The sequence below is a fragment of the Alkalimonas cellulosilytica genome (genome assembly GCF_036325985.1).
GTDB classification, from domain to species: domain Bacteria; phylum Pseudomonadota; class Gammaproteobacteria; order Enterobacterales; family Alteromonadaceae; genus Alkalimonas; species Alkalimonas cellulosilytica.
Map to the genome: position 1 here is coordinate 164,205 of NZ_JAUHLI010000004.1, position 24,280 is coordinate 188,484.

A 24,280-nucleotide genomic window follows, 5' to 3' on the forward strand; every position below is an offset into this window, starting at 1 on the left:
AGGCTTGCTATTTTAACAGCAAGCCAGCGCGAACGGGATGGTTTTCTCGCTGGCAAAGCGGCCGCTGGCATCGCAAAGCTGCATAAAGCGAATGGCAAAACGGTATTTGTTGCCGCTAACGGTGGGATACACCCCCAGCGAGCTGTCGTATTTCAGCCGTAGCAGCTCAAACTGATCGGTGGTGCTTTGGTAGAAGCCATTCTCGGCCTCCATGCTCTGGAACTGGCCACGTTCACGCAAAAATGTCAGTACAAAATCAATGCTTTGCATGGCTAATTCCAGATGCTCCAGCCATTTATTCAGCTGAAACTGGCGTTGCTCTGCCGGTAAATGGCACCAGTAATGCAATTGCGGCACATCGAACGAACAGGCGCCGCCTGGCATGGCATAGCGCTGGCGAAGTGGGGTTAAAAAGGAGTCTTCTTTGAATTGACTGCACAGTTTGCCACTGCGGTTTAGCTCGCTTTGCAGTCGCACCGCTTTTTGTAGCATTTGCTGCAAGGCATCGTTGGAGACCGACGGATGTTTCGACCAGGTCACCAGGGCTTGTTCGCAGCGTTCAATGTCCTTTAGTAAGTCTGGCCGGACATCATTGCGTTCCATCACATCCAGCAAGGCAAAAAAGCTGGTAAAGAAAGCCTGTTGCTGTGCGGCGTGCTGCATGGCCGCATGGGACTGCACCTGGCGATACAGGTGCTCGACCCGGAGGAAAGTACGTACTTTTTCATTTAGCGGATGTTCATACAGTACGTCGGTCATGCTGCTCATGGTTTTTTAAAGGCTCTTTGGTTGGCCAGCTGCAGATAATCCCGGTGCAGTTGCGCGATCCGGGCGCTTAGTTGCTCTGGTGCTGCGCTGTTATCAATCACATCATCGGCTGCAGCCAATCGTTCAGTACGACTGATCTGAGCAGCCATAATAGCGGCTATCTGTTGTTCTGACCCACCATCCCGCTGTAAAGTTCGCTGCAATTGCAATGGCTCCGGAATATCGACCACCAACACCCGGTCGACTCTATCTTGCAGCTGATTCTCCAGCAGCAGCGGGGCGACAAAGAGCACATAGGGTGAGCGGGCACTGGCCAGTTGGCGCTGCATTTCCTGTCGGATCAGCGGGTGCAGCAGCTGGTTCAGCCATTCCTTCGCGGCAGGCTGGCTAAATACCCGTGACCGCAGAGCCGCTCGGTCCAACTGGCCGTCTGCCTGCAGCACCTCTGCACCAAAGTGCGCTACAATGTGCGCTAAGGCCGGGCTGTTGGGCTGTACCAGCTCGCGGGCAACCTGATCGGCATCCACCAGCTCAATGCCAAGTGCCGCAAAGCCATTGGCCACTGTGGTCTTGCCCGAGCCTATACCACCAGTCAGGCCAATGACCAGAGGCGTGGTTGTGGTGGTTTGGTTCAAAGCCCCAGTACCTGCACATACCAGCTGGTCAGCTGCTGGCCGAACAACATGGCAACAAAGCCAGCAATGGCGATGTAGGGGCCAAAGGGAATAGGGGTGCTCTTGTCTTTGCCTTGCAGCAAGAGCAGCAAGGACCCCAGCACAGCCCCAACCGCCGACGACAGCAAAATAATTAACGGCAGTTGCTGCCAGCCGAGCAAGGCGCCAAATACCGCCAAGAGTTTAAAATCACCATAGCCCATGCCTTCCTTGCCAGTCAGCAGCTTAAAGCCCCAATACACCGACCAGAGGCTAAGATAACCGGCTGCTGCGCCAATAATGGCATCAGCCGGAGTAGGGCCATAGCTGCTAAGGCTGAACAATAAAGCCAGCCAGAGCAGCGGCAGCGTGATCTGATCCGGTAACAGCATCTTATCCAGATCAATAAAGCTCAGTGCAATCAAAGCCCAGAGCACCAGCAAATACACCAGGGTGATCACAGAAGGGCCAAACTGCCAGGCTATCAGTAGCGACAGCAGGGCGGTCAGTCCTTCCACCAGCGGGTAACGGGCAGAAATCGCCGTGCCACAATGGCGGCAGCGACCTTTGAGCCATAGCCAGCTTAGAATGGGAATGTTATCTTTGGCCGCTATCGGCGCCTTACAGCTGGGGCAGGCCGAGCGCGGCACTGCCAGGTTATAGTGCTGGCTAGCTTGGTGCGTGCTCTCTGGTTGAAAATACGCCTGGTAATCCTGCTGCCAGCTAAGCTCCATCATTTTTGGCAAACGGTAAATGACTACGTTTAAAAAGCTGCCTACCAGCAAAGCCAGCACCAGCACCAGGCTATAAAAAAACCAGGGGGCTTGCTGCAATACGGCAATAAAATCAGTGATCATCAGACGATGCTACCCATCTGGAAGATTGGCAGATACATCGCAATAATCAAACCACCTATGATCACACCCAGCACCGCCATAATCATCGGTTCCAGCAAGGCGGTCAGGCCATCGACGGCATCGTCTACTTCCTGTTCGTAGATATTGGCGACTTTGCTCAGCATGCTATCGAGCGCACCGGACTCCTCGCCAATGGCCACCATCTGCACCACCATCTCCGGGAACTGCTTGGTGTTTTTCATCGCAAACTGCATTTGGTTACCGGCGGTCACTTCATTGCGGATCTCCAGAATGGCATTGCGATAAATCTCATTGCCGGAAGCACCGGCCGCAGACTCCAGCGCATCGATTAACGGCACACCGGCAGCAAAGGTGGTCGATAAGGTACGGGCAAAGCGGGCCACGGCTGCTTTATTTAAAATGGCACCAAATATTGGGGCTCTTAGCAGCATGGCATCCATCGCTGTTCTGGCTTTCAGGTTTTTGGTATAGGCCTGCTTGATGAGATAGCCTGCCACGACAATGGCTGCTAATACTACCCACCAGTAAGCCTGCATCAGCTCGGAAATCCCCAGCACAAACAGGGTAAAGGCAGGCAGCTCGGCACCAAAACCGGCAAAAATCTCGGCAAACTGTGGCACCACAAAAATCAGCAAAATCGAAGTAACAATCGCAGCCACTACCAGCACCGCTATTGGGTAGAACATGGCTTTCTTGATTTTCGATTTCAGCGCCTCGGCCTTTTCTTTGTAGATGGCAATACGGTCAAAAATGGCATCCAGCGCGCCGGACTGCTCGCCGGATTTCACCAGATCGCAGTACAATTCATCAAAATGCTTCGGGTGTTCTCTTAGCACTTCCGATAACGGCAAACCGGCCTGCACTTTGACTGAGACCTTTTGCATCAGGGTACGCAAGCTGGCTTTATCGGCACCGCTGGCAATCAGGTCGATGGTTTGCACCAGCGGCACACCAGCCCCCAGCATGGTGGCAATCTGTCGGGTGACGACGGCAATATCGGCGGCGGTGACTTTCTTTTCAGTGTTAAACAGCGGCTTGGGCTTGCGCTTGACCATCGAGGGGGTAATGCCTTGCTGACGCAGCAGGGCTTTGACTTCCTGGCTGGAGCCGCCTTTAATTTCACCGGTGGTTTTGATACCGCGCCGGTTTAAACCTTTCCAGCTGTAGGTTTCAAGCTCTTTGATTTTGTATTTTTGGGCCTGAGCCATGGTCTGTATCCTATGTGAATTGCACAGCACCGTTAGTTTGCATGCAACGTAATCTCATCAATGTAACTGTGTCTTTTCAGCACTCAGCATTAAACACTCAACACTCAACACTCAACACTCAACACTCAACACTCAACACTCAACACTCAACACTCAACACTCAACACTTAACACTCAGCATTCAACATTCAACACTCAGCATTCAACATTCAACACTCAGCATTCAACATTATCCCTTAGTCACCCGGTTGACCTCAGCCAGGCTGGTCAGGCCTGCCGCCGCTTTAATCAAACCGGATTGCCGCAGGTTGTTCACCCCTTCCACTTGCGCTTGCTGCACGATATCCAGTGAGGTACCACCATCCATAATAATCTCTGCCATTTTAGGGCTGACTGGCATGACTTCGTAAATACCGACCCGGCCTTTGTAGCCATTGGTGCAATGATCGCAGCCAACCGGTTTAAAGAGCTTCAGCCCTGGCAGCTGCTCCGGGGTAAAGCCCTGCTGCAGCAGCTCTGCTTCAGGCAGTTTTTCTTCGGTTTTGCAATGGCCACACAAACGCCTGGCCAGTCGCTGCGCAATGATCAAGCTGACCGAGCTGGCCACGTTGTAGGCGGGCACCCCCATATTCAGCAGGCGGGTCAGGGTTTCCGGCGCCGAGTTGGTGTGCAGGGTAGAGAGTACCAGGTGACCGGTTTGGGCCGCTTTGATGGCAATTTCCGCCGTTTCCAGATCACGGATTTCCCCCACCATAATCACATCCGGATCCTGGCGCAAAAACGCTTTCAGGGCGGAAGGAAAGGTCAGGCCCGCTCTGGGGTTCACCTGCACCTGGTTAATGCCCGGCAGGTTGATCTCGACCGGATCTTCGGCGGTAGAAATATTGCAGCCTTCGGTGTTCAGGATATTCAGGCCGGTATACAGCGACACCGTTTTACCGCTGCCGGTAGGGCCTGTCACCAGAATCATCCCTTGTGGCTGTGCCAGGGCATCCATATACAGCTTTTTCTGGTGCTCTTCGTAGCCAAGGATATCAATGCCCAGCATGGCGCTGTCGGAGTCCAGGATCCGCATTACCACTTTTTCGCCCCAGATGGTCGGCAGGGTACTGACCCGGAAATCAATGGATTTTTTGCCGGAAATCTTTAATTTAATACGGCCATCCTGCGGCACCCGCTTTTCAGCGATATCCAGCCGCGACATAACTTTAAGCCGGGCTGATAACCGATTGGCCAGGGCAATGGGTGGCGAAGCGACTTCGTGCAAAATGCCGTCAATCCGAAAGCGGATGCGGTACATTTTTTCGTAGGGCTCAAAGTGTAAATCAGATGCCCCTTTACGAATGGCATCCAGCAGCATTTTATTGATAAAGGCGATGATGGGTTGATCGTCTTTATCCGGCTGCACCGCCATATCGTCGGTGTCGTCTTCATCCTCTTCGGTAGTCAGTGCACTCAGATCCCAATCGCCGCTACTGCCTGAATCAAAACTACTATCAAAGAGTTTATCGATTAGTTTTTGTAACTGGTCGTATTCCACCACCACCAGTTCGGCATGCAAGCCAGTGTTAAACTCAAAATCTTCAATTGGCGCTATATTGGTTGGGTCGGCAACGGCCAGCTGCAAGCTGCGCCCGGATCGTGCCAGTGGCATGATTTGGTGCTTACGGACCAGCTTTTCGTTACGCAGCTCTTTGGGAATGGTATCGGCATCGAAGAAGTCTAAATCAAAGCGGGCATGGTGCGTCAGGCTGGCTGCCTGCTCGGCCAAATCACGGCCGGAGATTAGTTTTTCTTTTAGCAGAAACTCTGGCAGGCTTTGGTACTGCCCGCCTCTGCGCCCCAGCAGTTCAGTCGCTGCGGTGGCGTTAATGAGCCCTTGCTGGGCCAGGCGCTTAAAAAGCGATGAGTTTGCCGAAACTGCCATAAATTAGAAAACCAGCAAGCGAGAAATCATTGGTCTTTTGATTATGCCAATATTGTTTGGTTATTCAAGTTTTTACTGGGATTCATTGCCTCCTTGGGCTGCTTATCAGGTTAGGATGTGGTGCGCAGTTTAAAGCGACCAAGGGTTTGGTTCAGACTTTCGGCCAGGTCTTTCAAACGCCTGGCCTGTGCTGCCACCTGCTGCCCTTGTTCTGAGCTTTGGTTGGTGGTGTCCTGAAAGCGAATGAGCCGTTCGGAGATATCGTCTGAAACCGAGGATTGCTGCTCTGTCGCGGCCGCAATGGTGGTGGTCATATCGTGAATGCCTTTCATCAACTGCTGGATGCTCTGCAAGGTCGCGGCAACATCACTGGCTTTATCCACCGCTACCTGAACCTCGCTATCGCTTTGGCGGATACGCAGCCCCATGCTGCTGGTGACTTGCTGCAAGGCTTCAATCCGCTGGCGTATTTCTGTGGTGGAACTTTGGGTTCGCTGGGCTAAGGTGCGAACTTCATCGGCGACCACGGCAAAACCACGGCCCTGCTCGCCGGCCCGAGCGGCTTCGATGGCAGCATTCAAGGCCAGTAAGTTGGTTTGCCCGGCAATATTGGTGATGACATCCAGGATGGAGGCGACCTGATTGACGGAGTTTTCCAGTTCAGCCAAATCCTGGGTAGAGGCTTTTAAACTATCCGACAGGCTGGCTACCGCCCCTATGCTGTCATGCACCACTTGTTGGCCTTGCTCGGTCTGTTGATCGGCATTGGAAGCATCTTTGGCCGCATGTGAACAATTGCTGGCAACTTCGCGCACGGCCTGAGTATTTTGATACACCGAGGATGAGATCACCTGAATGCTGGCTTGTTGCTCTTCGTTGATTTGCGCAGTCTGGGTAGCAACCTGGGTAAGTTCGCTGGCCGATTGGTGGGCACTTTGTGCCTGCTGATAAATCTGCTGCAGCAACTGATTCAATTGCTCAGTCATGGTGCCAAAGGCCTGGGTTAGTAAGCCTATTTCATCCTGTTTGCTGCTGGCGGCTACCGGTTGAGACAGATCGCCCTGGCTGATCACCCGCACCTGGCCCAGCAAGCGATCGGTTGGTCGGATCACCCGTTGCTCGATGAGCCAGTAGCAGATAGCCAATACCAGGATAATGGTGAGCACCGCGATCAGACTGATAGCGACAATCAGCGCAAGGCGCTGTTGCACCTGCGCTACCGAGCTTGCGGTGCGCTCGTCCAGCATCTGCTCAAACTGAGCCACGGGTTGCATAATGGCGCTGACTTCCGTCATGTAAGCGCGGCCATTCAGCAAAGCATGGGCTTGTACCCAGGCGGCCAGTTGCTGCTGGGTTAAGCTGGCAGGATCCTGACCTGCCATGGATTCAACCAAGGCAAAGGCAGCTTCTTCCGTTGCAATCAATGCCATCGACAGTTGGTTTGAGCGCTCCAGCTGCTGCAATTCGGCTTGGGTAAAATTCATCGCCCGCAACCGGTCGACATAACTTAAACGCCGGCCATCAGCCCCTGCTGACTCCCCCTGAATCACAGCAACCAGATCGTTGTATTGCTGCAGGTAGTGCCGATCCAGGGTGGCAATGTATTGACGGGCCAGCATGGTAAGCTGGGTTGAGTTCAGTGAGGAGTCTTGCCCCAGCTGATAAGCCTGATAGCGGTAATCCTGTAGTTGTTGGGTTTGCAGCATGGTCGAACGCAGTGCCAGCACGATCAGCAGCAGCACCAGTGTGGCTGCCAAAGCGGCTCCCAGGCCAATCCGGAACATTAGTTTGATGGTCATTGCTCACCTCTAGCTCCAATTATTTGTTAATAATAGGCGAGGAAATGCATTGAGCGAGCCAAAGATAAAAAAATTATGCTTTGCTTAAGCCGCTGTTCGTGCAGCGGCTGTATCAGGCGGGGAATATTTTTAGTGCGTGGCTGCAGTTAAAGCCTGCTGTAAATCTGCCAGTAAGTCATCAATGTGCTCTATCCCGATGGATAGGCGCACCATGTCGGCAGAGACCCCGGCTGCGGCTAATTCAGCTTCATTCAGTTGCCGGTGGGTGGTAGCGGCCGGAATGGCGGAGCAGCTTTTGGCGTCGCCGATATTGACCAGACGCAGGATCAACTGCAGCGCATCGTAGAACCGAGCGCCGGCTTCACGGCCGCCTTTGATCCCAAAGCTCAGAATACCTGAAGCCTGGCCCTGCATGTACTTTTGTGCCAGGGCGTGGTCTTTGTGCTCTGGCAAACCGGCGTATTTCACCCAGCTCACCTGGGGTTGCTGCTGTAACCAGCGCGCTACCGCCTGGGTGTTTTGATTAATGCGTTCAATCCGCAGTGCCAGTGTTTCCAGCCCCTGTAGCAGATTCCAGGCAGCCTGGGCGCTTAAAGCTGCTCCCATATTACGCAGCGGTACTACCCGGGCCCTCGCAATAAAAGCGGCTTCGCCGACATCGCGGGTATAACTGACTCCGTGGTAGGACACATCCGGCTCGTTCAACAGCGGGAAGCGTTTGGCATGCTGGGCCCAGGGGAATTTGCCCGAGTCGACAATCAGGCCACCAATGGTGGTGCCATGGCCGCCAATGTATTTGGTGGCCGAGTGCACCACGATATCGGCGCCTTGTTCAATTGGTCGCCATAAAAAGGGCGTTGCGACGGTATTATCGACAATCAGCGGCAAGCCATGGCGATGGGCCAATGCAGCCAGTGGTTCAATATCGACAATGCTGCCGGACGGGTTGCCAATGCTTTCGCAGTACACGGCTTTGGTGCGCTCATCAATCAGCTGTTCTATGGCTGCGTAGTCGTCTTTATCGGCAAAGCGAACTTCAATGCCCTGGCGGGGCAGGGTATGGGCGAACAGGTTGTAAGTGCCACCGTAGAGCTCATTGATGGAAATGATGTTATCACCGGTCTCGGCAATGGTTTGAATGGCGTAGGTAATGGCCGCCATACCGGACGCGACCGCCAAAGCGCCGATGCCGCCTTCCAGCGCGGCAATGCGTTGCTCCAGCACCGCGCAGGTGGGGTTCATAATGCGCGAATAAATATTACCGGTTTCTTTTAAATCAAACAGATCGGCGGCGTGCTGAGCGCTGTCAAAGCTAAACGAACTGGTTTGGTGGATGGGAACAGCCACCGAGTGTTGGTTATCCGGCTGGTAGCCATGGTGCAGGGCGATGGTTTCGCGTTTCATTCGAAGTGTCCTCCAGAATTAGGGATAGGTAATCAAAGCATGTTGCGCTAAAACTGTCAATCTAAATGTCTAGATGGCTGCAATTGTCAAGCATGTTGTGTCGCCCAACAGAGACGTAAGGAACTTGCAAAAGTGCATGCAAATATCTATATTGAATGCATTGGTTGTGTTCTTTTGGAGGTTTCATGGCAATGTTAACTGTAAGGAACTTACCTGATGAAGTCCATCGGGCCTTGAAAGTACGTGCCGCTCAGCACGGGCGCAGTACAGAGGCCGAGGTGCGTGAAATTCTTGCCAATGCGATCAAACCAGCTGCACGGTTGCGCGTAGGTGATGCGCTGGCTGCGTTAAGCGGTCAACTTGGATTAACCAATGATGACCTAGATGCACTTGAGCAACAGTGCTCAAAAGTACCTGCTGAACCGATGGGGTTTGAATGATTCTTCTGGATACCAATGTGGTTTCTGAAGCGATGAAACCTGAACCAGCTTCTGCTGTAGTGCATTGGCTCAATCAGCAGGTTTCTGAAAGTCTGTACTTATCCAGCGTTACTTTAGCTGAATTGTTATTTGGCATTGCAGCTTTGCCTCAGGGGAAAAGACAAGATGTGTTGCAACAGGCGGTCGATGGTTTGCAAGCAATCTTTACCGATCGCATACTGCCATTTGATACCCCTGCTGCGCGTTGTTATGCCAGGTTAGCGGCAACTGCCAGAATGGCTGGCAGGGGGTTTCCAACACCGGATGGGTACATCGCTGCGATAGCGCAATCCAGAGGCTTTATCGTTGCTACCCGCGATACCGCACCTTTTGAGGCAGCAGCTGTGAAGGTGATCAACCCGTGGCAAGCTTAACCTTAAGGTAGGGAGCTGATCCTGAAGGTTCCTGATTGCGGCTCTTACCTGATATTTCTTGCTCTTATAGTTTCAGCTCTACTCAGCAGCATTCGATCCAAAGAGGAATACAGATGCAGGATATCCGTTGGCAACAACGATTTCAGAATTTCCAGCGGGCTTTTGGTTTATTGCGCGAAGCCATGGATCAAGATCTTAGCCAGTTAAATCAACTGGAAAAAGAAGGGATTATTCAGCGTTTTGAATTTACCTTTGAGCTGGCCTGGAAAGTGTTGAAAGATAAAATGGAACATGACGGCCTGGTGATCGATCAAATCTCCCCTCGGGCGGTAGTTCGATTGGCCTATCAGGCAAAGTACATTGACGACGCCGAAGTGTGGCTAAGGATGATTGGTGATCATAACTTAATGAGGCACACCTACGACAGTGCAAAGTTCGAGCTGGTGCTTCAGGCCATTGCCAGCGATTATTTGCCAATGTTAACGGACTGGCATTTGGCATTATTGCAAGACATTGTGCAGGGTACTGAGTGAATCAAGGTTATGGTCTTACCAAGCTGCAGCAGCAAATGCTGAATACCTTGCAGCAATTTCCAGCAATTGAGACGGCCATTCTTTTTGGCTCACGTGCTAAAGGCACTATGCATGAGCGCAGCGATATCGTTCTTGCGATTACCGGCCAGACCTTGGACCGCCATCAGCTTGCCTTGTTGATGATGGCATTTGATGAAAGCGATTTGCCATATCAGGTCGATGTAAAGCTATTAGCCGATATCCAGAGCCCGGCACTGCTTGAGCACATTTCACGGGTAGGGAAGCGAATTTATCCTTAGTTTATTCTAAGGGGCTGTTTGAGATCGTTGTTACTCAGACCGTTGCTCCTCGGGATCTGACGCCGAAGGTTGAGCTGGCCTGAAGGTTGCAAGAAATTTTGTTATGACCCGATATTCATAATTATTTTATTGCAGGGGCTAAGTAGCCCCTGCAACCAGGCCTTTTATTCCTGAGTGCGCTTTTCCTTTTTCAGGCGCCGCTTTTCTTTCAGGTTGTGTTGTGGCTTTTTCTTCGTTTTCTCTTTACTCATGGGAAATTTCCTTCGCTGTAATGCATCGAGCATGCTGGTCGCAGCAGCCAGATTGTCGAATGCGCTTTTACCAGTTGTGTACTGTGCTGCGAACGAAAATACTGCATGGCAATAACCTCCCGGCTTCGTTGGTAATTAGGGCATTTGGGCTTTCGTAATCTGCAGCACGATCAAATGCAATTGGCTGCGCCCAAGTGTGATCACAACCTGATCACCCGCTTTCTTCTGCAGTAAGGCGCGGCCAAGAGGCGAGTCCAACTCAACAGCAGTCTGCTTAGCACCTTTGGCAGGTACTGGCTGGCTGAGGGTGATCCAGAATTTGGAGCCGCTGGAAACATCGAACAGCTCGGCATGGTCTCCGGGCATCAAACGGTTTTGCCGCTGGTACCTGGTTTGGCGAGCGGTTGAGACTGGTTTTGGCGGCAACAGCAAGTTGCGATAAAGCTGACGGGGTAGCCAGTGTGCGTTTAGTAACACATTCAGCGTTGGATCCGTTTGAGCAACATAGGTCGTAGGGTGCAACACAATGCCTCCGTAAAGACAGACGTGAATACAACAAAGTAAAAAAAGGGTATTTCGGCCCGGGCGTAGCCAAGCTCGCCCGGCTCAGAGCTGGCAGGCGGTGAGGGGATTAAAGCTGGTTGTTGGGGTGTCCACTAACAAAGTAATACTCCGTTAAGCAAAACCAATAAAAGGAACAAGGGCACCATACCCCTTTCTTCACAGGTTTACAAGCGTGAGTGCTCTTTCACCTAAGAGCAGTGTGGACAGCTTTATAAGGGCATTAGGGATCTGACCCCAAGGTTAGGGATCTGACCCCGAAACCCTGCAAAATGGCAAGTTCACTCTTTGGATAGTGCAGTAAGGAGAATTTGTTCAGCAGTTAGACACGCAAAAAATTTTGTTCTGACACCGATATTCAACCTGAAGGTTCGTTAAGAAAGCAATCAAGCAATCGACTGGATACCATTTTTCTTAATGATCGTTAATAAGCGCAGGGCGGGTCCACCTGGTTTTCTGGTTCCTCGCTCCCAATCGGACACCACATTTTTGCTGACATTTAGGTAACGGGCAAAGACTGGCTGAGAGAGGTGCTCCCGCTCTCTTAGCGCGCGGATTTGCTCTGGCAATAACACTTCCACAGGTGTAAGGCAGCTGGCATCGAATTCGCGCATAGTCTGCTTGTTAATCGCGCCAACGTCATGCAACGCTTCCATGGTTTCATGAATTGCTGCGAAGGCATCACTCCGGTACTTTTTTGACATTTGCAGTTACCTCCAAAAATTGTCCGTTAGCAATTAAACTGGCTAGCTGCTCATCGGTTACATCAAGTAGATGAGAAGCCGCCTTCTTAAACTGCGCCTCTTCATCAGGCTCAAGGTTATCGCGGCTGCTTTTAGCAAAGCCGTACATGAAGAAAGCACGCTTTGCTGTACGATAAAAAATAACGGTACGAAAACCACCCGATTTGCCTTGCCCTGTTCGAGCCAAACGTTGTTTTATGACACCACTACCCAGATGAGCATCAACCTGCCCACGTTCAGCGCGCTCAATCGCCTCAAGCAAAGCTTTATCGGAAATGCGTTGCTTTCGGCAGAAACGTTCAAACCAAGCATTTTTGAATATTCTCATCAAAAATGCCTTATGGTTTTTGTCTGGTTGTATCATACTTAGTATGACATATTGATGGCGTAGTTGCTATTTTCTTGTTCAAAGCACCTTTCAACGTTTTGGCCTCCTTCTGGTTAACCATGTATAGGTTGCTTTCTGCTGGGACTGATGGGCCTGCGGTTACTGAGTTGAATACTGATTTGTTGCTTAAAGTGCTCGCTTCCAAGTACCCATTCACCTTGGCTGGCCAAACGGATTTCAGCCAGGGTTTTATCTGAGAAAGGCTTTGCAAAAAGCTCACGGTAACTTTTTTGTCGCCCGGAAGGCGTATTTGCTAAAGATAAATACGCCGGTAGTGGCTGCCAAAGCTCAATGTTTTTGCCTAAAGCATTTGCCTGAAAACTTGACCATGGGTAGGCGGCAGGGTGATCGACCATGCCTGCTCTGACTGGATTCAATTCAATATAGCGACTAACAGCTAAACTGTATTGGTCTGTATCGACGATGGTTGATTTGTAGCGACCCTCCCATAAAGTGCCAGTTCGGGCATAATTTTTATTCACATACTGGACATAGTACCGCCCAAGGTCTTGCATCAACAGGCTGATGCTGTTTTCAACCTGTGGTGTTGCCAGTAGGTGTACATGATTGGTCATAAGTACAAAGGCATGAATGGACACATGATGCTGGTGTGCATAGTGTCTTAGCCGGTCGAGGTATACGGTATAATCTTTTTGCGTGAAGAAGCATACCTGCCGGTTGTTCCCTCGCTGAATAATATGTTGCACCAATCCGGGTAATCTAAATCGCGGTTTTCGAGGCATTGTTACAATGTTTTGATCTTTTTGATTAAATAATAGTTAATTGTTGTGACTTTGCAAGTTTATAATTCAGCCCCGAAGGTTCTGCTCAAGGTTCTGTTTGAAACCGTTGCTACTCGGGATCTGACCCCGAAGGCTTCCGATGCTGCACGTATTAAAGCACTTCGTGAAAGAGAGCATGTAAGTCAGGCTGTATTCGCTGCTTATCTTAATACTTCACCTTCAACAGTAAAGCAGTGGGAGCAAGGTGGCAAAAAGCCTCGTGGTACCTCACTTAAGCTCCTGAATTTGGTTGCTGATAAAGGGTTAAAAGTCCTCGCTTGAGCGTTAGGGATCTGACCCCGAAGGTTACCGATCGCATACTGCCATTTGATACCGCTGCTGCGCGTTGTTATGCCAGGTTAGCGGCAACTGCCAGAATGGCTGGCAGGGGGTTTCCAACACCGGATGGGTACATCGCTGCGATAGCGCAATCCAGAGGCTTTATCGTTGCTACCCGTGATACTGCACCTTTTGAGGCAGCAGCTGTGAAGGTGATCAACCCGTGGCAAGGCAAGCTTAACCTAAAGCTGGGCATTAAGAATTTGACCTGAAGGTTTCAAGAAATTTTGTTCTGACCCTGAGGGATCCCCACGAAATTGTTAGCGAAAACAAAAAGATGACATGATAAGGAACATTCATGGCGTTCGGTGATCAGATCAATCGCCAAACATCACTGAGACCAAACAACCATGAATGTTCGTACTATCTTGACCAATATCGTTTCATTTGTCACACCTAAAATGCATGCAACCAGGCAAAAAGCTGTCATTGATTGTGTGCACAGCCTGGCCAATGGTAATGCTGCTACGGTGACCAGTATAGGCAGGGGAATTCACTCAAGTGCTCTTGAAAAACATAACATTAAGCGAGCTGATCGCTTACTCTCAAATGCTCACTTGCTACGTGAACAAACGCTGGTTTATGCTGCCATTTGCCAGCTGTTCTGCAAATCAAAACACCCAACTATAAGTATTGATTGGTCAGATCTTGATGCAAGCGGCACACATTTTTTGCTTCGAGCTGCACTGACTTTCGATGGTCGGCCTATTACTTTGTATCAGGAAGTCCATCCACTAAGCACAAAGGAAAAACCCGCGGTTCATCAGCAGTTTTTGTACACTTTATCAGTATTACTTCCCTCAAACTGTAAACCGGTGATCGTTACAGACGCAGGATTTAAAGCGCCCTGGTTTCGCCAGGTTAAGGCTCTTGGGTGGTATTTTGTTGGCCGGGTACGTAAGCCAAACTTTTATTCAACAGACCGTGGTGTGCACTGGCAATGTATTAGTCAGCTGTTTGCTAAAGCAACTCAGCGCCCGAAAAAATATGAAGCAGACATTGCAAGGTATAAGCCCTTTACTTGCACATTGACCCTGTATAAACAGAAAAGCAAAGGACGCCATGTGCATAATGCGGATGGCAGCTTCAAGCGCTCAAAAGCGACCAAAACGCATTCAAGGGGAAATACCGAGCCTTGGCTTCTGGCATCAAATTTACCGGCGTCGAAAAACCACAGTAGGCAGGTAGTGGCGATTTATCGGCAACGCATGCAGATAGAAGAAAGCTTCAGAGACATGAAAAGTGCCAAGTTTGGTCTGGGATTTGAGCAAAATTGCAGTACCAAACGTCATCGTATCAGCGTTTTGTTGCTGTTGATCAACTTAGCCTGCTTAGCACTTATATTGCTCGGTGTTGGGATAACCGTAGCCAAGAAACATCGGCAGTTTCAAGCTAATACCGAGCGGGAAAAACGTGTGTTATCGTTTCATACTTTAGGTTTACGGGCCATAGCAAAACGCATGAAGCTGACAATAAAGCAGTGGCGCGAGGCATTACATCACTGTGAACACCTGCTTGAGAGGTCATGCTATACCATTGTATGAAACAGAGAAATTTGTGGGGATCCCTCAGGTTCTGACCCCAATATTATTGTGACCCCAATATTATTGTTCTGACCCCAATATTATGACCCCAATATTAGTTTTGTTATGCTATTGACACCGAGAGGCTAATGGGTAACCCGAAAGTTCGATATTTGGAAAAAGCAAACCCGCACTAGGCGGGCTTGTTGGCTTTGAGATTTGTCCTCGAAGGTTTAGTTCAAGGTTTATTTAGTTACGGCAATTAGCTGGCACCCACTTGTGGACAGCTCCTGGTGCAGAACACTCCCATTCAACACCCGTATCACTTTCATTTGCAGTAAAGGTAAGAGCCACATCGTCGCCGTTTGCATCTACCGTTACTAAGAAGCTTGGTCCTGCATTATCGCAAGACGTAATTGTAGTATTTCCGATTACTGATGCGGCGCCAGTAGTAATTCCAGCGCAAGCAGTTGGTGCTCCGGTTACTAGATTCTCTGTCATAGTTGAACGGACTGCAGCGGCTACACCTATGCCTTCAGATACGATAGCACGTTTTGTGTAATCCTGATAAGCAGGCAAAGCCACAGCAGCCAAAATACCAATGATTGCGACAACAATCATCAATTCAATTAAGGTAAAACCCTGTTGGGTTTTTTGGATTGCTTTCATAGTAAAACTCCTGAGTTGTTAACAGCCAATCAAAGGCTACCTCTTATTCTGCGGTAAATTACCAAATGCGCAAGTTGAAATTCGCATTTTTTTTGAATTTTTTTTAGTTGTTTGATTTTAATAGTAAAAAACCTGTTTTTGTTGCTAAAATCGCCAAAAAAATATAGTAAAAAAGTACTATTGATTGGGATGGTTTTAGCGACAAACCCTACCTTAATGGGTTAGTTCTTGCTGGTTTTTTCTGTTGAAGGGACAATTTAGGGTCTGGCAGACTATCTGGAATCGGGGTCAGATTCATATCTAGAATCGGGGTCAGATTCACATTTCGCTAAGGGTACTGAAAATGGTCAGATGCGCTTTTTTTCATGGTTCGAATTTTTTGTGCACCTGACCCGCTGGATCCATGCGTTGATGCAATATCCGAATAATGGTGATGCCATCGGCTTGTTTGATGAAATACAAACTATGGCTGTTGAAGGGAAAACTTCGGAGGCCGTCAAAAAACTCTGGTCGCTCGGTGCCTGACTCAGGGTTTTCGGCTAGCAGCTTTGCTATTTTCTCAAACTCATCAATGTAGGTTATGGCCTGTGCAGAGCCCCATTGCTCCAAGGTATAATCAATAATGGCTTCGAGCTCGCTGTTTTAGGCGTTCAATCACAGCGTTGCCATCGGCAACCTGGCCGGATTTTAGTTCCTGAAGCCCTGCCATCAGAGCGGTTTGCAAACGTTCTGCCCTGCATGCTTCCAACTGGGCATATTCTTTGGCAGAGAGCACCACGGCTACAGGCTTGCCATTCTTGTTAATGCCAACCGGCTCATGTTGAGCTTTGATCAGTAATTTACCAAACTCACGTTTGGCATCGCTGGCATTGAGGATTTCCACAGCGCTTCCTTATTAGAAATGGTCACTTTAATTATTTTAGTTGGTTTGGATGCTTTTTGTCCAGTTGTGCGTCCGGCACAAATGAAGCGATAAAACTCATGGAATCAGGGGTCAGATTCACATTTTTTCTAATCAGTTTGAGCGTTGAGTCTGCTGGATATAATCAACCACCTGTTGATAGTGGCGCAGGATCACTACCCGTTGCAACACGTCACGGCTAAAGTTCAGGTAATCATGCACTAAGGCATTGCGCAGACCAATGATGTTACGCCACTGGCTTTCATTTTTCTTCTGCTTGCGTGGCATTTGATGGGATGTTATATTTATATATAACTTTATTTTATTGGAGAGCTATGATGCACACCACGAATCTTCGTAAAGTCGGTGGCTCTGTCATGTTAGCCGTTCCACCAGCTTTTTTAGAGCAGTTACACCTTCAGGCTGGTACCACTGTTGGGTTGGCAGTTGATCATGGCTGTTTGGTCGTTAATCCCAATCCCCGGCCTCGATATACCCTTGAAGAGCTGCTTGCCGCTTCTGATTATTCGCAACCGTTGTCACCGGAGGAGCGCGAATGGGTTGACACACCTGCGGTTGGCGAAGAGCTTTTATGAACAGGGGAGATATTTACCTGGTTTCTCTTGATCCGACGGCTGGCCATGAACAAAGCGGCCAGCGTCCGGTGCTGATTGTGTCAGCCACGGCCTTCAATCATGCTACCAAGCTGCCGGTCATCTGCCCAATTACCACAGGCGGGGCCTTTGCCAAGCGGTTAGGTTTTGCCGTACCCGTTGAAGGTGGTAATACGACTGGCGTAGTGCGTTGTGATCAGCCCCGTGTCATTGATCTTTCAGCACGGCATGCCCGGAAGGTAGATACCCTGCCAGCATCCATTATGGATGAAGTGCTGGCCAAAGTGACTACACTATTTGAATAAAAGTCAGGGGCAGATTCCAACCTTCGGGGTCCGGGGGCAGAAATTCGGGGTCAGATTCACATTTTTTCTAGGGGCTGTTGATCTTTTTTGAACCTTCGGCGAACCTTCGGGGTCAGATCCCCAATGAAAAAAAAACCAAGATTAACTTACCTCCGTGCTAGCGGGTAATAAATTCCGCTGTGACAGAGCTTGGATTAATTGCTCTGCAAATTGATGAAGCATAGGGCTAAATTGACTGGCGGGAACCTTCGGGGTCAGATCCCCAATGAAATAAAGCCAAGTTTAACTTACCTCCTTGCTAGCGGGTAATAAATTCCGCTGTGACAGAGCTTGGATTAGTTGCTCTGCAAATTGATGAAGCATAGGGCTAAATTGACTGGCGGTATTGAGTGCATCGGCCAGAATAGTCAGATCTTCGATGTATTCATGCACCATTTTATTTCGCAATTGCCTCGCGAGCAGCCAGTTTTCAGCTGAATCGAGCCAACCAAAGCGTTCTGCTTTGTTCAGGTTATCGAGGACAGGTCCCTTAGGCTCACCCAATGCCAACAAGGTAGCAGGCAACAACTTATCACCCACATTATCTTGCAGCCTTGCAAAACGACTGGCAAAAGCATCCAGCTGTTCAGAAAAAGCTGGGTCGCGCTCTAGGTCTTGCAAACGTTTCGCAGTGACCGCTTCGCTAAACAAACGCTGTTGTGTTATTTCCAACTGGGTACGCTCTTTTTTTATCACCCGGATCAAAAAAGCCAGTCGTTGTTGTTCATCAAATGTTGGCATTATAAAGGGGTTCCGTTCGCTGCGATGGCGTGAATAGGAAAATGTTGCAGGTTTGGGGCGCTCAGCAATACGTCCACTTTTTGCAAGCCAATACGCTGCATAATTTTGGCTTCCAATCTGGCGGCGATCAGAGCGGGCTGCTCGATAACCATCGTAGAGCTCACCAGTAAATCAATATCGCCACCTCGCTTCTCATTCTGCTGCCGGGAGCCAAACAAAGTCACAGTGGCCTTTTCGCCTAACTCATCAGCCACAACGGATTTAATGTGCTTAATTTGTTCTGTAGTCAATCGCATAGCTACCTCTGATGGTTCAACTAAGTATAGTGGGCCATACCGAGGGTTACCAGCTTTTGCCACCCATCAACCTTCGTGAGTAAACCAGGTAATCAAGGGGGGCAGATTCACATTTTCCCATATCAGTTGTGCGTTGAACCTGCGGATGATAAGAAATCCTTCCTAATAAAATTCGGGGTCAGATTCACATTTCTCTTAGGGGGTTGATCGCAGAGCTCGCGCCGCCTGCCCAATAAAATCAAACACCTGTTGGTAGTGGCGTTGGGTCAGTACTCGTTGCAACACTTCACGGTTAAAGTTCAGGTAGTCATGCACCAGGGCATTGCGCAGGCCAATGATTTTGCGCCACTGGCTTAGTTCTTCCGCTGTCAACAAGCCAAGCTGGCTGAGTTTTTCAAAGCTGCTGTAAGCTTCGGCTGGTGCGCTGCCTTGCTGCTGTTTCACCCAGTGCTTGGCAATGCCGATAGCGGCTTCGGTGAGCACCTGCAATTGCCGTTCGGCAGCACTTTGCTCGATTTTTGAGAGGATCCCCTTGCTTGCCAACAGCGAAATCTCATCAAGCAACTGCAGGCATTCGAGGCTATGCTCGGTCAGGTTATCTAAATACGCATTAAGCATAGTGGGCCTTATGGTAAAGATGATCCAGCTCCCATTTGGACATCAGTCGACGCTCCAATTCGAGCCGGGCGAAATCGTTGCGGCAAAACAACAGGGTGTTGTCCTGGATGACGGTATAAGCCAGCGGCAGCGCCACCTGTTGGATATCAATCACCGACAGCTGTAGATCCGGCAGTTGTTGTTGCCAATCCAGCGCTAGCAGCTCCGGGGTCAGTCGACGCTCCAGGGGATCCGGCTCATAGTAAGAAAAAAGCACGGCCAAGTCGTAATCGCTCTGTGCAGAGGCTTGGCCCCTGGCGCGGGAGCCATACAGCCAAAGTGCATCCAGCTGATGGTTTGCGCTGGCCAGAGCCACCAATTGTTGGTGCACGGGGTCATCGATACGCGGTGGCATGACTAGCTCAGATGAATAATTGAATAAATTGAGTATACGTGACTTATTTCCGCAAGGGTAGGGTTGCTGCTTAGCTGCCAAACAACGCCAGCCGGCCGATAAATTCCTGGCCATGCTGGCTAAGCAGCCAGGCGATCAGCATGGCATTGCCGAGCACCACCAGCCAGAATTCGCGTTGAAAACGAAACTTACGGCGTTTATGCGCCAGCTTTTTTTGCGCTAGCAGCGCGCCCGGCCAGCCACCGATGAAGCTGTACAGTTGCAGGCTTTCTTCCGGCAGGCGCTGCACCTGGCCGCTAATCGCTGCAGCCTTGTCTTGTTGGTACAGCCAATAGGTAAAGAGGCTGGCTTCGATGTATAAAATGGGCAGCACGTAAGGCAGGCTGCCAAACAGCAAGGCAATGATCAGCAGCATTAAAAAGCCACTGCGAAAATACAGCGACACATCTTCGGCATAGCCCAGATCAATGGGTTGGTTGGGTTTATTGGCTTGGGGTTGCTGTTTGTCGGCCGCGGTAAACTGCAACTGAGTAGCAATGGGGCGGCCATGCTTGTCGGTGCCCAAGCTAAATTGCAACTCATCGCCAAGCTCGGGGCGAGCAGATTTGCTGACAAAATCACGGATATGAAAAAACAGCTTTTGCTGGCTTTGCTGGCAGATGAGAAATCCGAAGCCTTTCACATCCTGCCAGAACACCACCCGCCCGGTGCGCGGTGTGTCTGATTGCTGCATGGCTTAGTGTTCACGCTAACATGGGTTCCTGTTTGAGTGTAACAGAAGCCGACAGTTCCGTGTCAATTTTTTGGTGGCAATGCCAGGCAAAGCGAAGCTGCACTGAAGCCGCAGTGATGCGGCTTCAAAGTAAAAGCTAGCTGCGAATCTGCAACCGCATCGATAAATCAATGGCCTGCACATGCTTGGTTAAAGCGCCGGAGGAGATAAAATCTACCCCGGTGGCGGCCAGCTCGCGCAGTCGTTCACTGGTAATGTTACCGGAGACTTCCAGTTTGGCCTGCTGTTGATTGATGGCCACAGCTTGCTGAATATCAGCCAGGCTGAAGTTATCCAGCATAATAATATCGGCTTTGGCGGTCAGCGCTTGTTGCAGTTCCAGCAGGCTTTCTACTTCGACTTCCACCGGCTTGCCGGGGAAATTGCTGCGAGCCTGAGCTACTGCTTTGTCGATGCCACCAGCGGCGGCGATGTGGTTTTCTTTAATCAAAAACGCATCGAACAGGCCGATACGATGGTTTTGGCCACCACCGCACAACACCGCGTATTTTTGTGCCAGTCGCAGGCCGGGAATGGTTTTACGGGTATCCAGCAACTGGGTACGGCTGCCGGCCAATTGTTGCACGTACAGATCTGTGGTGGTGGCGGTGCCACTTAAGCTTTGCAAAAAATTCAACGCACTGCGCTCACCGGTCAGCAGACTGCGGGCGTTGCCCTGCAGGCGGCAGAGCAGTTGATTGGGGGCGACGCTGTCGCCGTCCTGCACCTGCCAGTCCAGCTGCACGCTGGGATCCAGTTGCTGGAACACTTCATTGACCCAGGCCACGCCACAAATGATGGCTGCTTCCCGGCTAATGATGGTGGCACTGGCTTGCTGGCTGGCCGGGATCAGGCTGGCGGTGATATCGCCTTGCTCAACCGGTAAATTGCCTAAATCTTCTGCCAGGGCGGCGGCAACAGAAGCGCGAATATGGTGCTGCAGTTCAGTGGTAATGGTCATCGACATAGGATCAGCGTTGTATCAGGGTCAGTTGGTTGGCTTGTTGGTTGAATTCTAACTGGTTCAGTGCACTCATGCCTAATAAAATCTCGGTACCACTCAGATTGGGCACGATGCTGGCTTCGACCTGCCGCAGCCGGATATCGCCCAGTTGCAACTCATCAATCTGGCTGCGCCAGGCATCGGCAACGCCATTGGCCGTCATCACCTGAATCCGCTGGCCTCTGGTTAAACCCAGCCGCCTGGCGGCTTGCTCCGATACTGCGACTGTGGTGGCACCGGTATCCAGCATAAAGTCGGCCGGCAGGCCATTGATTAAGGCTGTGCCGACATAATGCCCCGAGCGGTTGCGAACCAGGGTAGTGCGGGTTTCCCCTTGCATACCCTGAACACTGTGCAGTTGTTGGTTGGGGTTGCTCTGGTTGTGCAGATAGCCCTGAAACCACCAGACCAGCAGGCCAAGCAGCAGCAACCAGGCTATCACGGTAAAACTTCTACCGATATATTCTGTCGATTCAGTTGGTTGCTTTTCTGTCATGCTATTTCTCTTCTCGCCCCGACCAGTGGTATCATACGACAAAGCTGCTTTTGCCAACAGGAAACTTATGCTGCCATCTCCGGTTCATTGTGTACGCAAGTCGCCGCATTGCGATCAGCGGCCCGACGGTGAAAGCATCAGCTTGCTGGTGGTGCATAATATTAGTTTACCACCAGGCCAGTTTGTTCCTGCCGAAGCGCAACAACGCCACATTGACGACTTTTTTCTGGGCCAGTTGGATGTATCTGCCCACCCGTTTTTTGCTGAGATTGCGCATTTGCGGGTGTCGGCGCACTGCGTGATTTGGCGCGATGGCCAGATTTGGCAGTACGTGCCCTTTGATAAGCGCGCCTGGCATGCCGGTGTCAGTTGTTTTGATGGCCGGGAGCAATGCAATGATTTTTCAATTGGTATTGAGTTAGAAGGCACCGATGATTTGCCGTATACTGATGCACAGTACCAGAGTTTAACGCGTTTAACCCGCTGGTTGATGCAGCAGTACCCGGCCATTACCCCTGAGCGGATCACCGGGCATCAACAGATAGCGCCAACACGTAAAACGGACCCCGGCCCCGCCTTTGACTGGCAGCGTTACCGGATGGCATTACAGGAGAGCACTTTATGACCTTAGTGAGTATGTTACTGGCCCTGATTGTTGAGCGGTTGGCCGCCCGCAGTGAGCTGTGGCAGGCCAGTCGCTATGTTAAAAGCTGGTTTTCGCTGACAGCAGACAGCAAACTGGCCCAGGTGGCTCAGCACCCGGTGGGTCAGTATGGCTGGATTTTACTGCCTGGCCTGTTGGTGTGGTTGCTGCTGTGCCTGATTGACCAGTGGCTGGTGACTACGCTGGTCAATGCTTTGTTGTTGTTGCTGGCGATTGGTTGCTGGCACTACCGTCAGTTGTACAAGCAGTTTTTAAACGCGCAGGATCGCAATGACGATGAAGCTGCTTTTTTGGCGATGCAGCAAATTCGCCAACACAGCGGTTTGCAATCGGACGATGCCAGCTATGGCCAAAGCCTGATTTGGCTGAACTTCCGCTATTACGCCGCCGTGCTGTTCTGGTTTTTAGTGCTGGGTGCTTTTGGCATCATTACCTATGTGATTTTGCGTCAGTTGAATCAGCCCAGCCACAGCGAAGACCCACAAATGCTGCAGTTGGAGGCCCTGCTGCAACAAGATCATGAAGGCACGCCAGCGTATCAGCGCCTGATGCATATTGCCGACTGGTTCCCGGCCCGTTTGTTTGGCATTGGCTTTGCGCTGGTTGGTTATTTCTCCCGGGCATCCAGTGCCTTGCTCGGCTACTTCCTGGACTTCACCAGCCCGAACGAGCAGGTGGTGCTGGATGTCGCCACCGCTGCCGAGCCGATTGATGAAAGCATGCTCAATACCGCCGAGGAAACCGCGATCATGGTGCAGCTGGCCAAACGCAATATTCTGTTCTTCCTGGCCTTTACGGCCATCCTGACATTAGCCGGCTGGTTAGGCTAAAGCTTTTTCATTCCACAAAAACAAAGCCGCTCTGTTGTAGCGGCTTTGTTTTGTCTGCCACAAGCTAATCTGGTCATACCAATTCTGTTTGTTCCTATTTGCTTAAAGTTGGTTAGAGCCTTAGCTCTAACTTTTTGCTGGTTTGCATCTGCAACCTTCTTCTGCTTTATTTACTTGTTATGCAGAAACTGGTACCTTATTCGTCATTACGGATAATTGGTCTTACCAATTTACATTGCTGGTACGATTTAGACTGTGGATAGCGCTTTTGATTATTAAACCAGCCAAGTTATCGGATCGCATTGTCGAGCAGTTGGAACACATGCTGCTGGAAGGCAGCTTTACGCCCGGGCAAAAGCTGCCGCCCGAGCGTGAGCTGGCGCTGCAGTTTGACGTGTCGCGACCCTCACTGCGTGAGGCGATCCAAAAATTAGAAGCCAAGGGGCTGGTCAAGCGGCGCCAGGGCGGTGGCACTTATGTCTGCGATAATTTGGCGGTTGGGCTGACCGATCCTTTGTTTGAACTGATTGCCCGCCATCCGGAGTCGCAGTTCGATTTGCTGGAGTTTCGCCATGCCCTAGAAGGCATTTGCGCTTACTATGCCGCACTGCGCGGTACTGCGGCCGACTTCTCTCAGATAGAACAGCGCTACCAAAGCATTTGCCAGGCCCAGGCCAATGCCGATTTGGCAGCCGAATCACGGGCAGTAGGCGCTTTTCACCAGGCGGTGGCGGAAGCATCACACAATGTGGTGTTGCTGCACCTGGTGCGTGGCATGACGCCTTTGGTTGAGCAAAATATTCATGCCAACCTCGCGACCATACAGCAAAAACCAGAAATCAAGGCGCAACTGAACGCCCATCGGGAACACCTGATGGAGGCCATTGTTCAGGGCGAACCGGAAAAAGCACGTCAGGCAAGCCACCGGCACCTGGCCTATATCGAAGAAGCTCTGCTTGAAGTGGGCAAAGAGCGCTCCCGGTTGGAGCGTTCATTGCGCCGTTCGCAACAGGGCGATGCACATTAACA

At 50.7% G+C, this 24,280-nt stretch carries 33 protein-coding genes and 1 pseudogene; 12 read left to right on the top strand and 22 right to left on the bottom strand.

What is annotated here, in order from left to right; translation table 11 throughout:
* Positions 1-12 precede the first annotated feature (12 nt).
* From zapD to QWY20_RS05375, 7 genes are all read right to left on the bottom strand, one after another.
* Entirely contained in the window at positions 13-759 is a 747-nt protein-coding gene (gene zapD / locus QWY20_RS05345; protein WP_330128003.1) for a cell division protein ZapD, read from the bottom strand.
* A 5-nt stretch (positions 760-764) separates the two neighbouring features.
* Complete coding sequence (coaE, locus tag QWY20_RS05350) at positions 765-1,403, bottom strand: dephospho-CoA kinase (protein ID WP_330128004.1); 639 nt, start codon at positions 1,401-1,403, stop codon at positions 765-767.
* On the bottom strand, positions 1,400-2,278 hold the full coding sequence (locus QWY20_RS05355; protein WP_330128005.1) for a prepilin peptidase: 879 nt from the start codon (positions 2,276-2,278) through the stop codon (positions 1,400-1,402). Before QWY20_RS05355 ends, coaE begins: the two co-directional genes overlap by 4 nt.
* Complete coding sequence (locus QWY20_RS05360) at positions 2,278-3,507, bottom strand: type II secretion system F family protein (protein WP_330128006.1); 1,230 nt, start codon at positions 3,505-3,507, stop codon at positions 2,278-2,280. The genes QWY20_RS05355 and QWY20_RS05360 overlap by 1 nt, the downstream gene beginning before the upstream one ends.
* 229 nt (positions 3,508-3,736) lie before the next feature.
* The gene (gene pilB / locus QWY20_RS05365) at positions 3,737-5,434 is read right to left on the bottom strand and encodes a type IV-A pilus assembly ATPase PilB (protein WP_330128007.1); all 1,698 of its coding nucleotides are present in this window, start codon (positions 5,432-5,434) and stop codon (positions 3,737-3,739) included.
* Between the two features lie 110 nt (positions 5,435-5,544).
* The gene (locus QWY20_RS05370; RefSeq protein WP_330128008.1) at positions 5,545-7,233 is read right to left on the bottom strand and encodes a methyl-accepting chemotaxis protein; all 1,689 of its coding nucleotides are present in this window, start codon (positions 7,231-7,233) and stop codon (positions 5,545-5,547) included.
* A 129-nt stretch (positions 7,234-7,362) separates the two neighbouring features.
* Positions 7,363-8,637: an O-acetylhomoserine aminocarboxypropyltransferase/cysteine synthase family protein gene (locus tag QWY20_RS05375; protein ID WP_330128009.1), complete on the bottom strand. Its 1,275-nt coding sequence runs from the start codon at positions 8,635-8,637 to the stop codon at positions 7,363-7,365.
* Between the two features lie 185 nt (positions 8,638-8,822).
* Here QWY20_RS05375 and QWY20_RS05380 point away from each other — a divergent pair, with 185 nt between their 5' ends.
* The 4 genes from QWY20_RS05380 (at position 8,823) to QWY20_RS05395 (ending at position 10,322) form a co-directional block, all read left to right on the top strand.
* A complete protein-coding gene (locus QWY20_RS05380; protein WP_330128010.1) occupies positions 8,823-9,077 on the top strand; it encodes a FitA-like ribbon-helix-helix domain-containing protein in 255 nt (84 codons plus the stop codon).
* Complete coding sequence (locus tag QWY20_RS05385) at positions 9,074-9,490, top strand: type II toxin-antitoxin system VapC family toxin (RefSeq protein ID WP_330128011.1); 417 nt, start codon at positions 9,074-9,076, stop codon at positions 9,488-9,490. The genes QWY20_RS05380 and QWY20_RS05385 overlap by 4 nt, the downstream gene beginning before the upstream one ends.
* Before the next feature lie 113 nt (positions 9,491-9,603).
* The gene (locus QWY20_RS05390; RefSeq protein ID WP_330128012.1) at positions 9,604-10,023 is read left to right on the top strand and encodes a nucleotidyltransferase substrate binding protein; all 420 of its coding nucleotides are present in this window, start codon (positions 9,604-9,606) and stop codon (positions 10,021-10,023) included.
* Complete coding sequence (locus QWY20_RS05395; protein ID WP_330128013.1) at positions 10,020-10,322, top strand: nucleotidyltransferase domain-containing protein; 303 nt, start codon at positions 10,020-10,022, stop codon at positions 10,320-10,322. The genes QWY20_RS05390 and QWY20_RS05395 overlap by 4 nt, the downstream gene beginning before the upstream one ends.
* Positions 10,323-10,708: 386 nt before the next feature.
* Here QWY20_RS05395 and QWY20_RS05400 read toward each other — a convergent pair whose 3' ends face one another.
* From QWY20_RS05400 to QWY20_RS05415, 4 genes are all read right to left on the bottom strand, one after another.
* The gene (locus QWY20_RS05400; RefSeq protein ID WP_330128014.1) at positions 10,709-11,098 is read right to left on the bottom strand and encodes a GreA/GreB family elongation factor; all 390 of its coding nucleotides are present in this window, start codon (positions 11,096-11,098) and stop codon (positions 10,709-10,711) included.
* Positions 11,099-11,520: 422 nt separating this feature from the next.
* Entirely contained in the window at positions 11,521-11,838 is a 318-nt protein-coding gene (locus QWY20_RS05405) for a helix-turn-helix domain-containing protein (protein ID WP_330128015.1), read from the bottom strand.
* Positions 11,816-12,205: a type II toxin-antitoxin system RelE/ParE family toxin gene (locus tag QWY20_RS05410; protein WP_330128016.1), complete on the bottom strand. Its 390-nt coding sequence runs from the start codon at positions 12,203-12,205 to the stop codon at positions 11,816-11,818. The genes QWY20_RS05405 and QWY20_RS05410 overlap by 23 nt, the downstream gene beginning before the upstream one ends.
* A 113-nt stretch (positions 12,206-12,318) precedes the next feature.
* Positions 12,319-13,008, bottom strand: a complete 690-nt coding sequence (locus tag QWY20_RS05415; protein ID WP_330128017.1) for a transposase — start codon at positions 13,006-13,008, stop codon at positions 12,319-12,321.
* A gap of 93 nt (positions 13,009-13,101) precedes the next feature.
* Between QWY20_RS05415 and QWY20_RS05420 the strand changes: the two genes are divergently transcribed.
* From QWY20_RS05420 to QWY20_RS05430, 3 genes and pseudogenes are all read left to right on the top strand, one after another.
* The gene (locus QWY20_RS05420; protein ID WP_330128093.1) at positions 13,102-13,329 is read left to right on the top strand and encodes a helix-turn-helix domain-containing protein; all 228 of its coding nucleotides are present in this window, start codon (positions 13,102-13,104) and stop codon (positions 13,327-13,329) included.
* 29 nt (positions 13,330-13,358) lie between these two features.
* Positions 13,359-13,598, top strand: a pseudogene (locus QWY20_RS05425) (hypothetical protein); the annotation flags it as partial.
* Positions 13,599-13,736: 138 nt separating this feature from the next.
* Positions 13,737-14,930 (top strand): IS4 family transposase, encoded by a 1,194-nt coding sequence (locus QWY20_RS05430; protein ID WP_330128018.1) that lies wholly within the window; start codon positions 13,737-13,739, stop codon positions 14,928-14,930.
* Between the two features lie 228 nt (positions 14,931-15,158).
* Here QWY20_RS05430 and QWY20_RS05435 read toward each other — a convergent pair whose 3' ends face one another.
* The 4 genes from QWY20_RS05435 to QWY20_RS05450 all read right to left on the bottom strand — a co-directional run bounded on the left by QWY20_RS05435 (position 15,159) and on the right by QWY20_RS05450 (position 16,767).
* Positions 15,159-15,578 (bottom strand): pilin, encoded by a 420-nt coding sequence (locus tag QWY20_RS05435; RefSeq protein WP_330128019.1) that lies wholly within the window; start codon positions 15,576-15,578, stop codon positions 15,159-15,161.
* Between the two features lie 363 nt (positions 15,579-15,941).
* Positions 15,942-16,187 (bottom strand): type II toxin-antitoxin system RelE/ParE family toxin, encoded by a 246-nt coding sequence (locus tag QWY20_RS18650; RefSeq protein WP_407935399.1) that lies wholly within the window; start codon positions 16,185-16,187, stop codon positions 15,942-15,944.
* Positions 16,188-16,194: 7 nt separating this feature from the next.
* A complete protein-coding gene (locus tag QWY20_RS05445) occupies positions 16,195-16,461 on the bottom strand; it encodes a type II toxin-antitoxin system Phd/YefM family antitoxin (protein ID WP_330128021.1) in 267 nt (88 codons plus the stop codon).
* Positions 16,462-16,593: 132 nt separating this feature from the next.
* The gene (locus QWY20_RS05450; RefSeq protein ID WP_330128022.1) at positions 16,594-16,767 is read right to left on the bottom strand and encodes a HepT-like ribonuclease domain-containing protein; all 174 of its coding nucleotides are present in this window, start codon (positions 16,765-16,767) and stop codon (positions 16,594-16,596) included.
* Positions 16,768-16,817: 50 nt separating this feature from the next.
* Here QWY20_RS05450 and QWY20_RS05455 point away from each other — a divergent pair, with 50 nt between their 5' ends.
* Together QWY20_RS05455 and QWY20_RS05460 are read left to right on the top strand one after the other, a co-directional pair.
* Positions 16,818-17,075, top strand: coding sequence for an AbrB/MazE/SpoVT family DNA-binding domain-containing protein (locus QWY20_RS05455; RefSeq protein WP_330128094.1), 258 nt, complete (start codon positions 16,818-16,820; stop codon positions 17,073-17,075).
* A complete protein-coding gene (locus tag QWY20_RS05460; RefSeq protein WP_305945272.1) occupies positions 17,072-17,398 on the top strand; it encodes a type II toxin-antitoxin system PemK/MazF family toxin in 327 nt (108 codons plus the stop codon). The genes QWY20_RS05455 and QWY20_RS05460 overlap by 4 nt, the downstream gene beginning before the upstream one ends.
* Before the next feature lie 282 nt (positions 17,399-17,680).
* Here QWY20_RS05460 and QWY20_RS05465 read toward each other — a convergent pair whose 3' ends face one another.
* The 7 genes from QWY20_RS05465 to QWY20_RS05495 all read right to left on the bottom strand — a co-directional run bounded on the left by QWY20_RS05465 (position 17,681) and on the right by QWY20_RS05495 (position 21,757).
* Positions 17,681-18,178 (bottom strand): hypothetical protein, encoded by a 498-nt coding sequence (locus tag QWY20_RS05465; protein ID WP_330128023.1) that lies wholly within the window; start codon positions 18,176-18,178, stop codon positions 17,681-17,683.
* Positions 18,178-18,474, bottom strand: a complete 297-nt coding sequence (locus tag QWY20_RS05470; protein ID WP_330128024.1) for a nucleotidyltransferase domain-containing protein — start codon at positions 18,472-18,474, stop codon at positions 18,178-18,180. The genes QWY20_RS05465 and QWY20_RS05470 overlap by 1 nt, the downstream gene beginning before the upstream one ends.
* A gap of 195 nt (positions 18,475-18,669) precedes the next feature.
* Entirely contained in the window at positions 18,670-19,092 is a 423-nt protein-coding gene (hepT, locus tag QWY20_RS05475; protein ID WP_330128025.1) for a type VII toxin-antitoxin system HepT family RNase toxin, read from the bottom strand.
* Complete coding sequence (gene mntA, locus QWY20_RS05480; RefSeq protein ID WP_330128026.1) at positions 19,085-19,486, bottom strand: type VII toxin-antitoxin system MntA family adenylyltransferase antitoxin; 402 nt, start codon at positions 19,484-19,486, stop codon at positions 19,085-19,087. The genes hepT and mntA overlap by 8 nt, the downstream gene beginning before the upstream one ends.
* 70 nt (positions 19,487-19,556) lie before the next feature.
* On the bottom strand, positions 19,557-20,219 hold the full coding sequence (locus tag QWY20_RS05485; RefSeq protein WP_330128027.1) for a cold shock and DUF1294 domain-containing protein: 663 nt from the start codon (positions 20,217-20,219) through the stop codon (positions 19,557-19,559).
* A gap of 136 nt (positions 20,220-20,355) precedes the next feature.
* A complete protein-coding gene (gene nadC / locus QWY20_RS05490) occupies positions 20,356-21,225 on the bottom strand; it encodes a carboxylating nicotinate-nucleotide diphosphorylase (RefSeq protein ID WP_330128028.1) in 870 nt (289 codons plus the stop codon).
* 4 nt (positions 21,226-21,229) lie between these two features.
* Positions 21,230-21,757: a retropepsin-like aspartic protease family protein gene (locus QWY20_RS05495; protein WP_330128029.1), complete on the bottom strand. Its 528-nt coding sequence runs from the start codon at positions 21,755-21,757 to the stop codon at positions 21,230-21,232.
* A gap of 67 nt (positions 21,758-21,824) precedes the next feature.
* On the opposite strand from QWY20_RS05495, the gene ampD reads away from it, so the two are divergent.
* From ampD to pdhR, 3 genes are all read left to right on the top strand, one after another.
* The gene (gene ampD / locus QWY20_RS05500) at positions 21,825-22,382 is read left to right on the top strand and encodes a 1,6-anhydro-N-acetylmuramyl-L-alanine amidase AmpD (protein ID WP_330128030.1); all 558 of its coding nucleotides are present in this window, start codon (positions 21,825-21,827) and stop codon (positions 22,380-22,382) included.
* Positions 22,379-23,251 (top strand): regulatory signaling modulator protein AmpE, encoded by an 873-nt coding sequence (gene ampE, locus QWY20_RS05505; RefSeq protein ID WP_330128031.1) that lies wholly within the window; start codon positions 22,379-22,381, stop codon positions 23,249-23,251. Before ampD ends, ampE begins: the two co-directional genes overlap by 4 nt.
* A 322-nt stretch (positions 23,252-23,573) precedes the next feature.
* The gene (gene pdhR / locus QWY20_RS05510; protein ID WP_407935402.1) at positions 23,574-24,278 is read left to right on the top strand and encodes a pyruvate dehydrogenase complex transcriptional repressor PdhR; all 705 of its coding nucleotides are present in this window, start codon (positions 23,574-23,576) and stop codon (positions 24,276-24,278) included.
* The last annotated feature ends 2 nt before the right edge of the window (positions 24,279-24,280 follow it).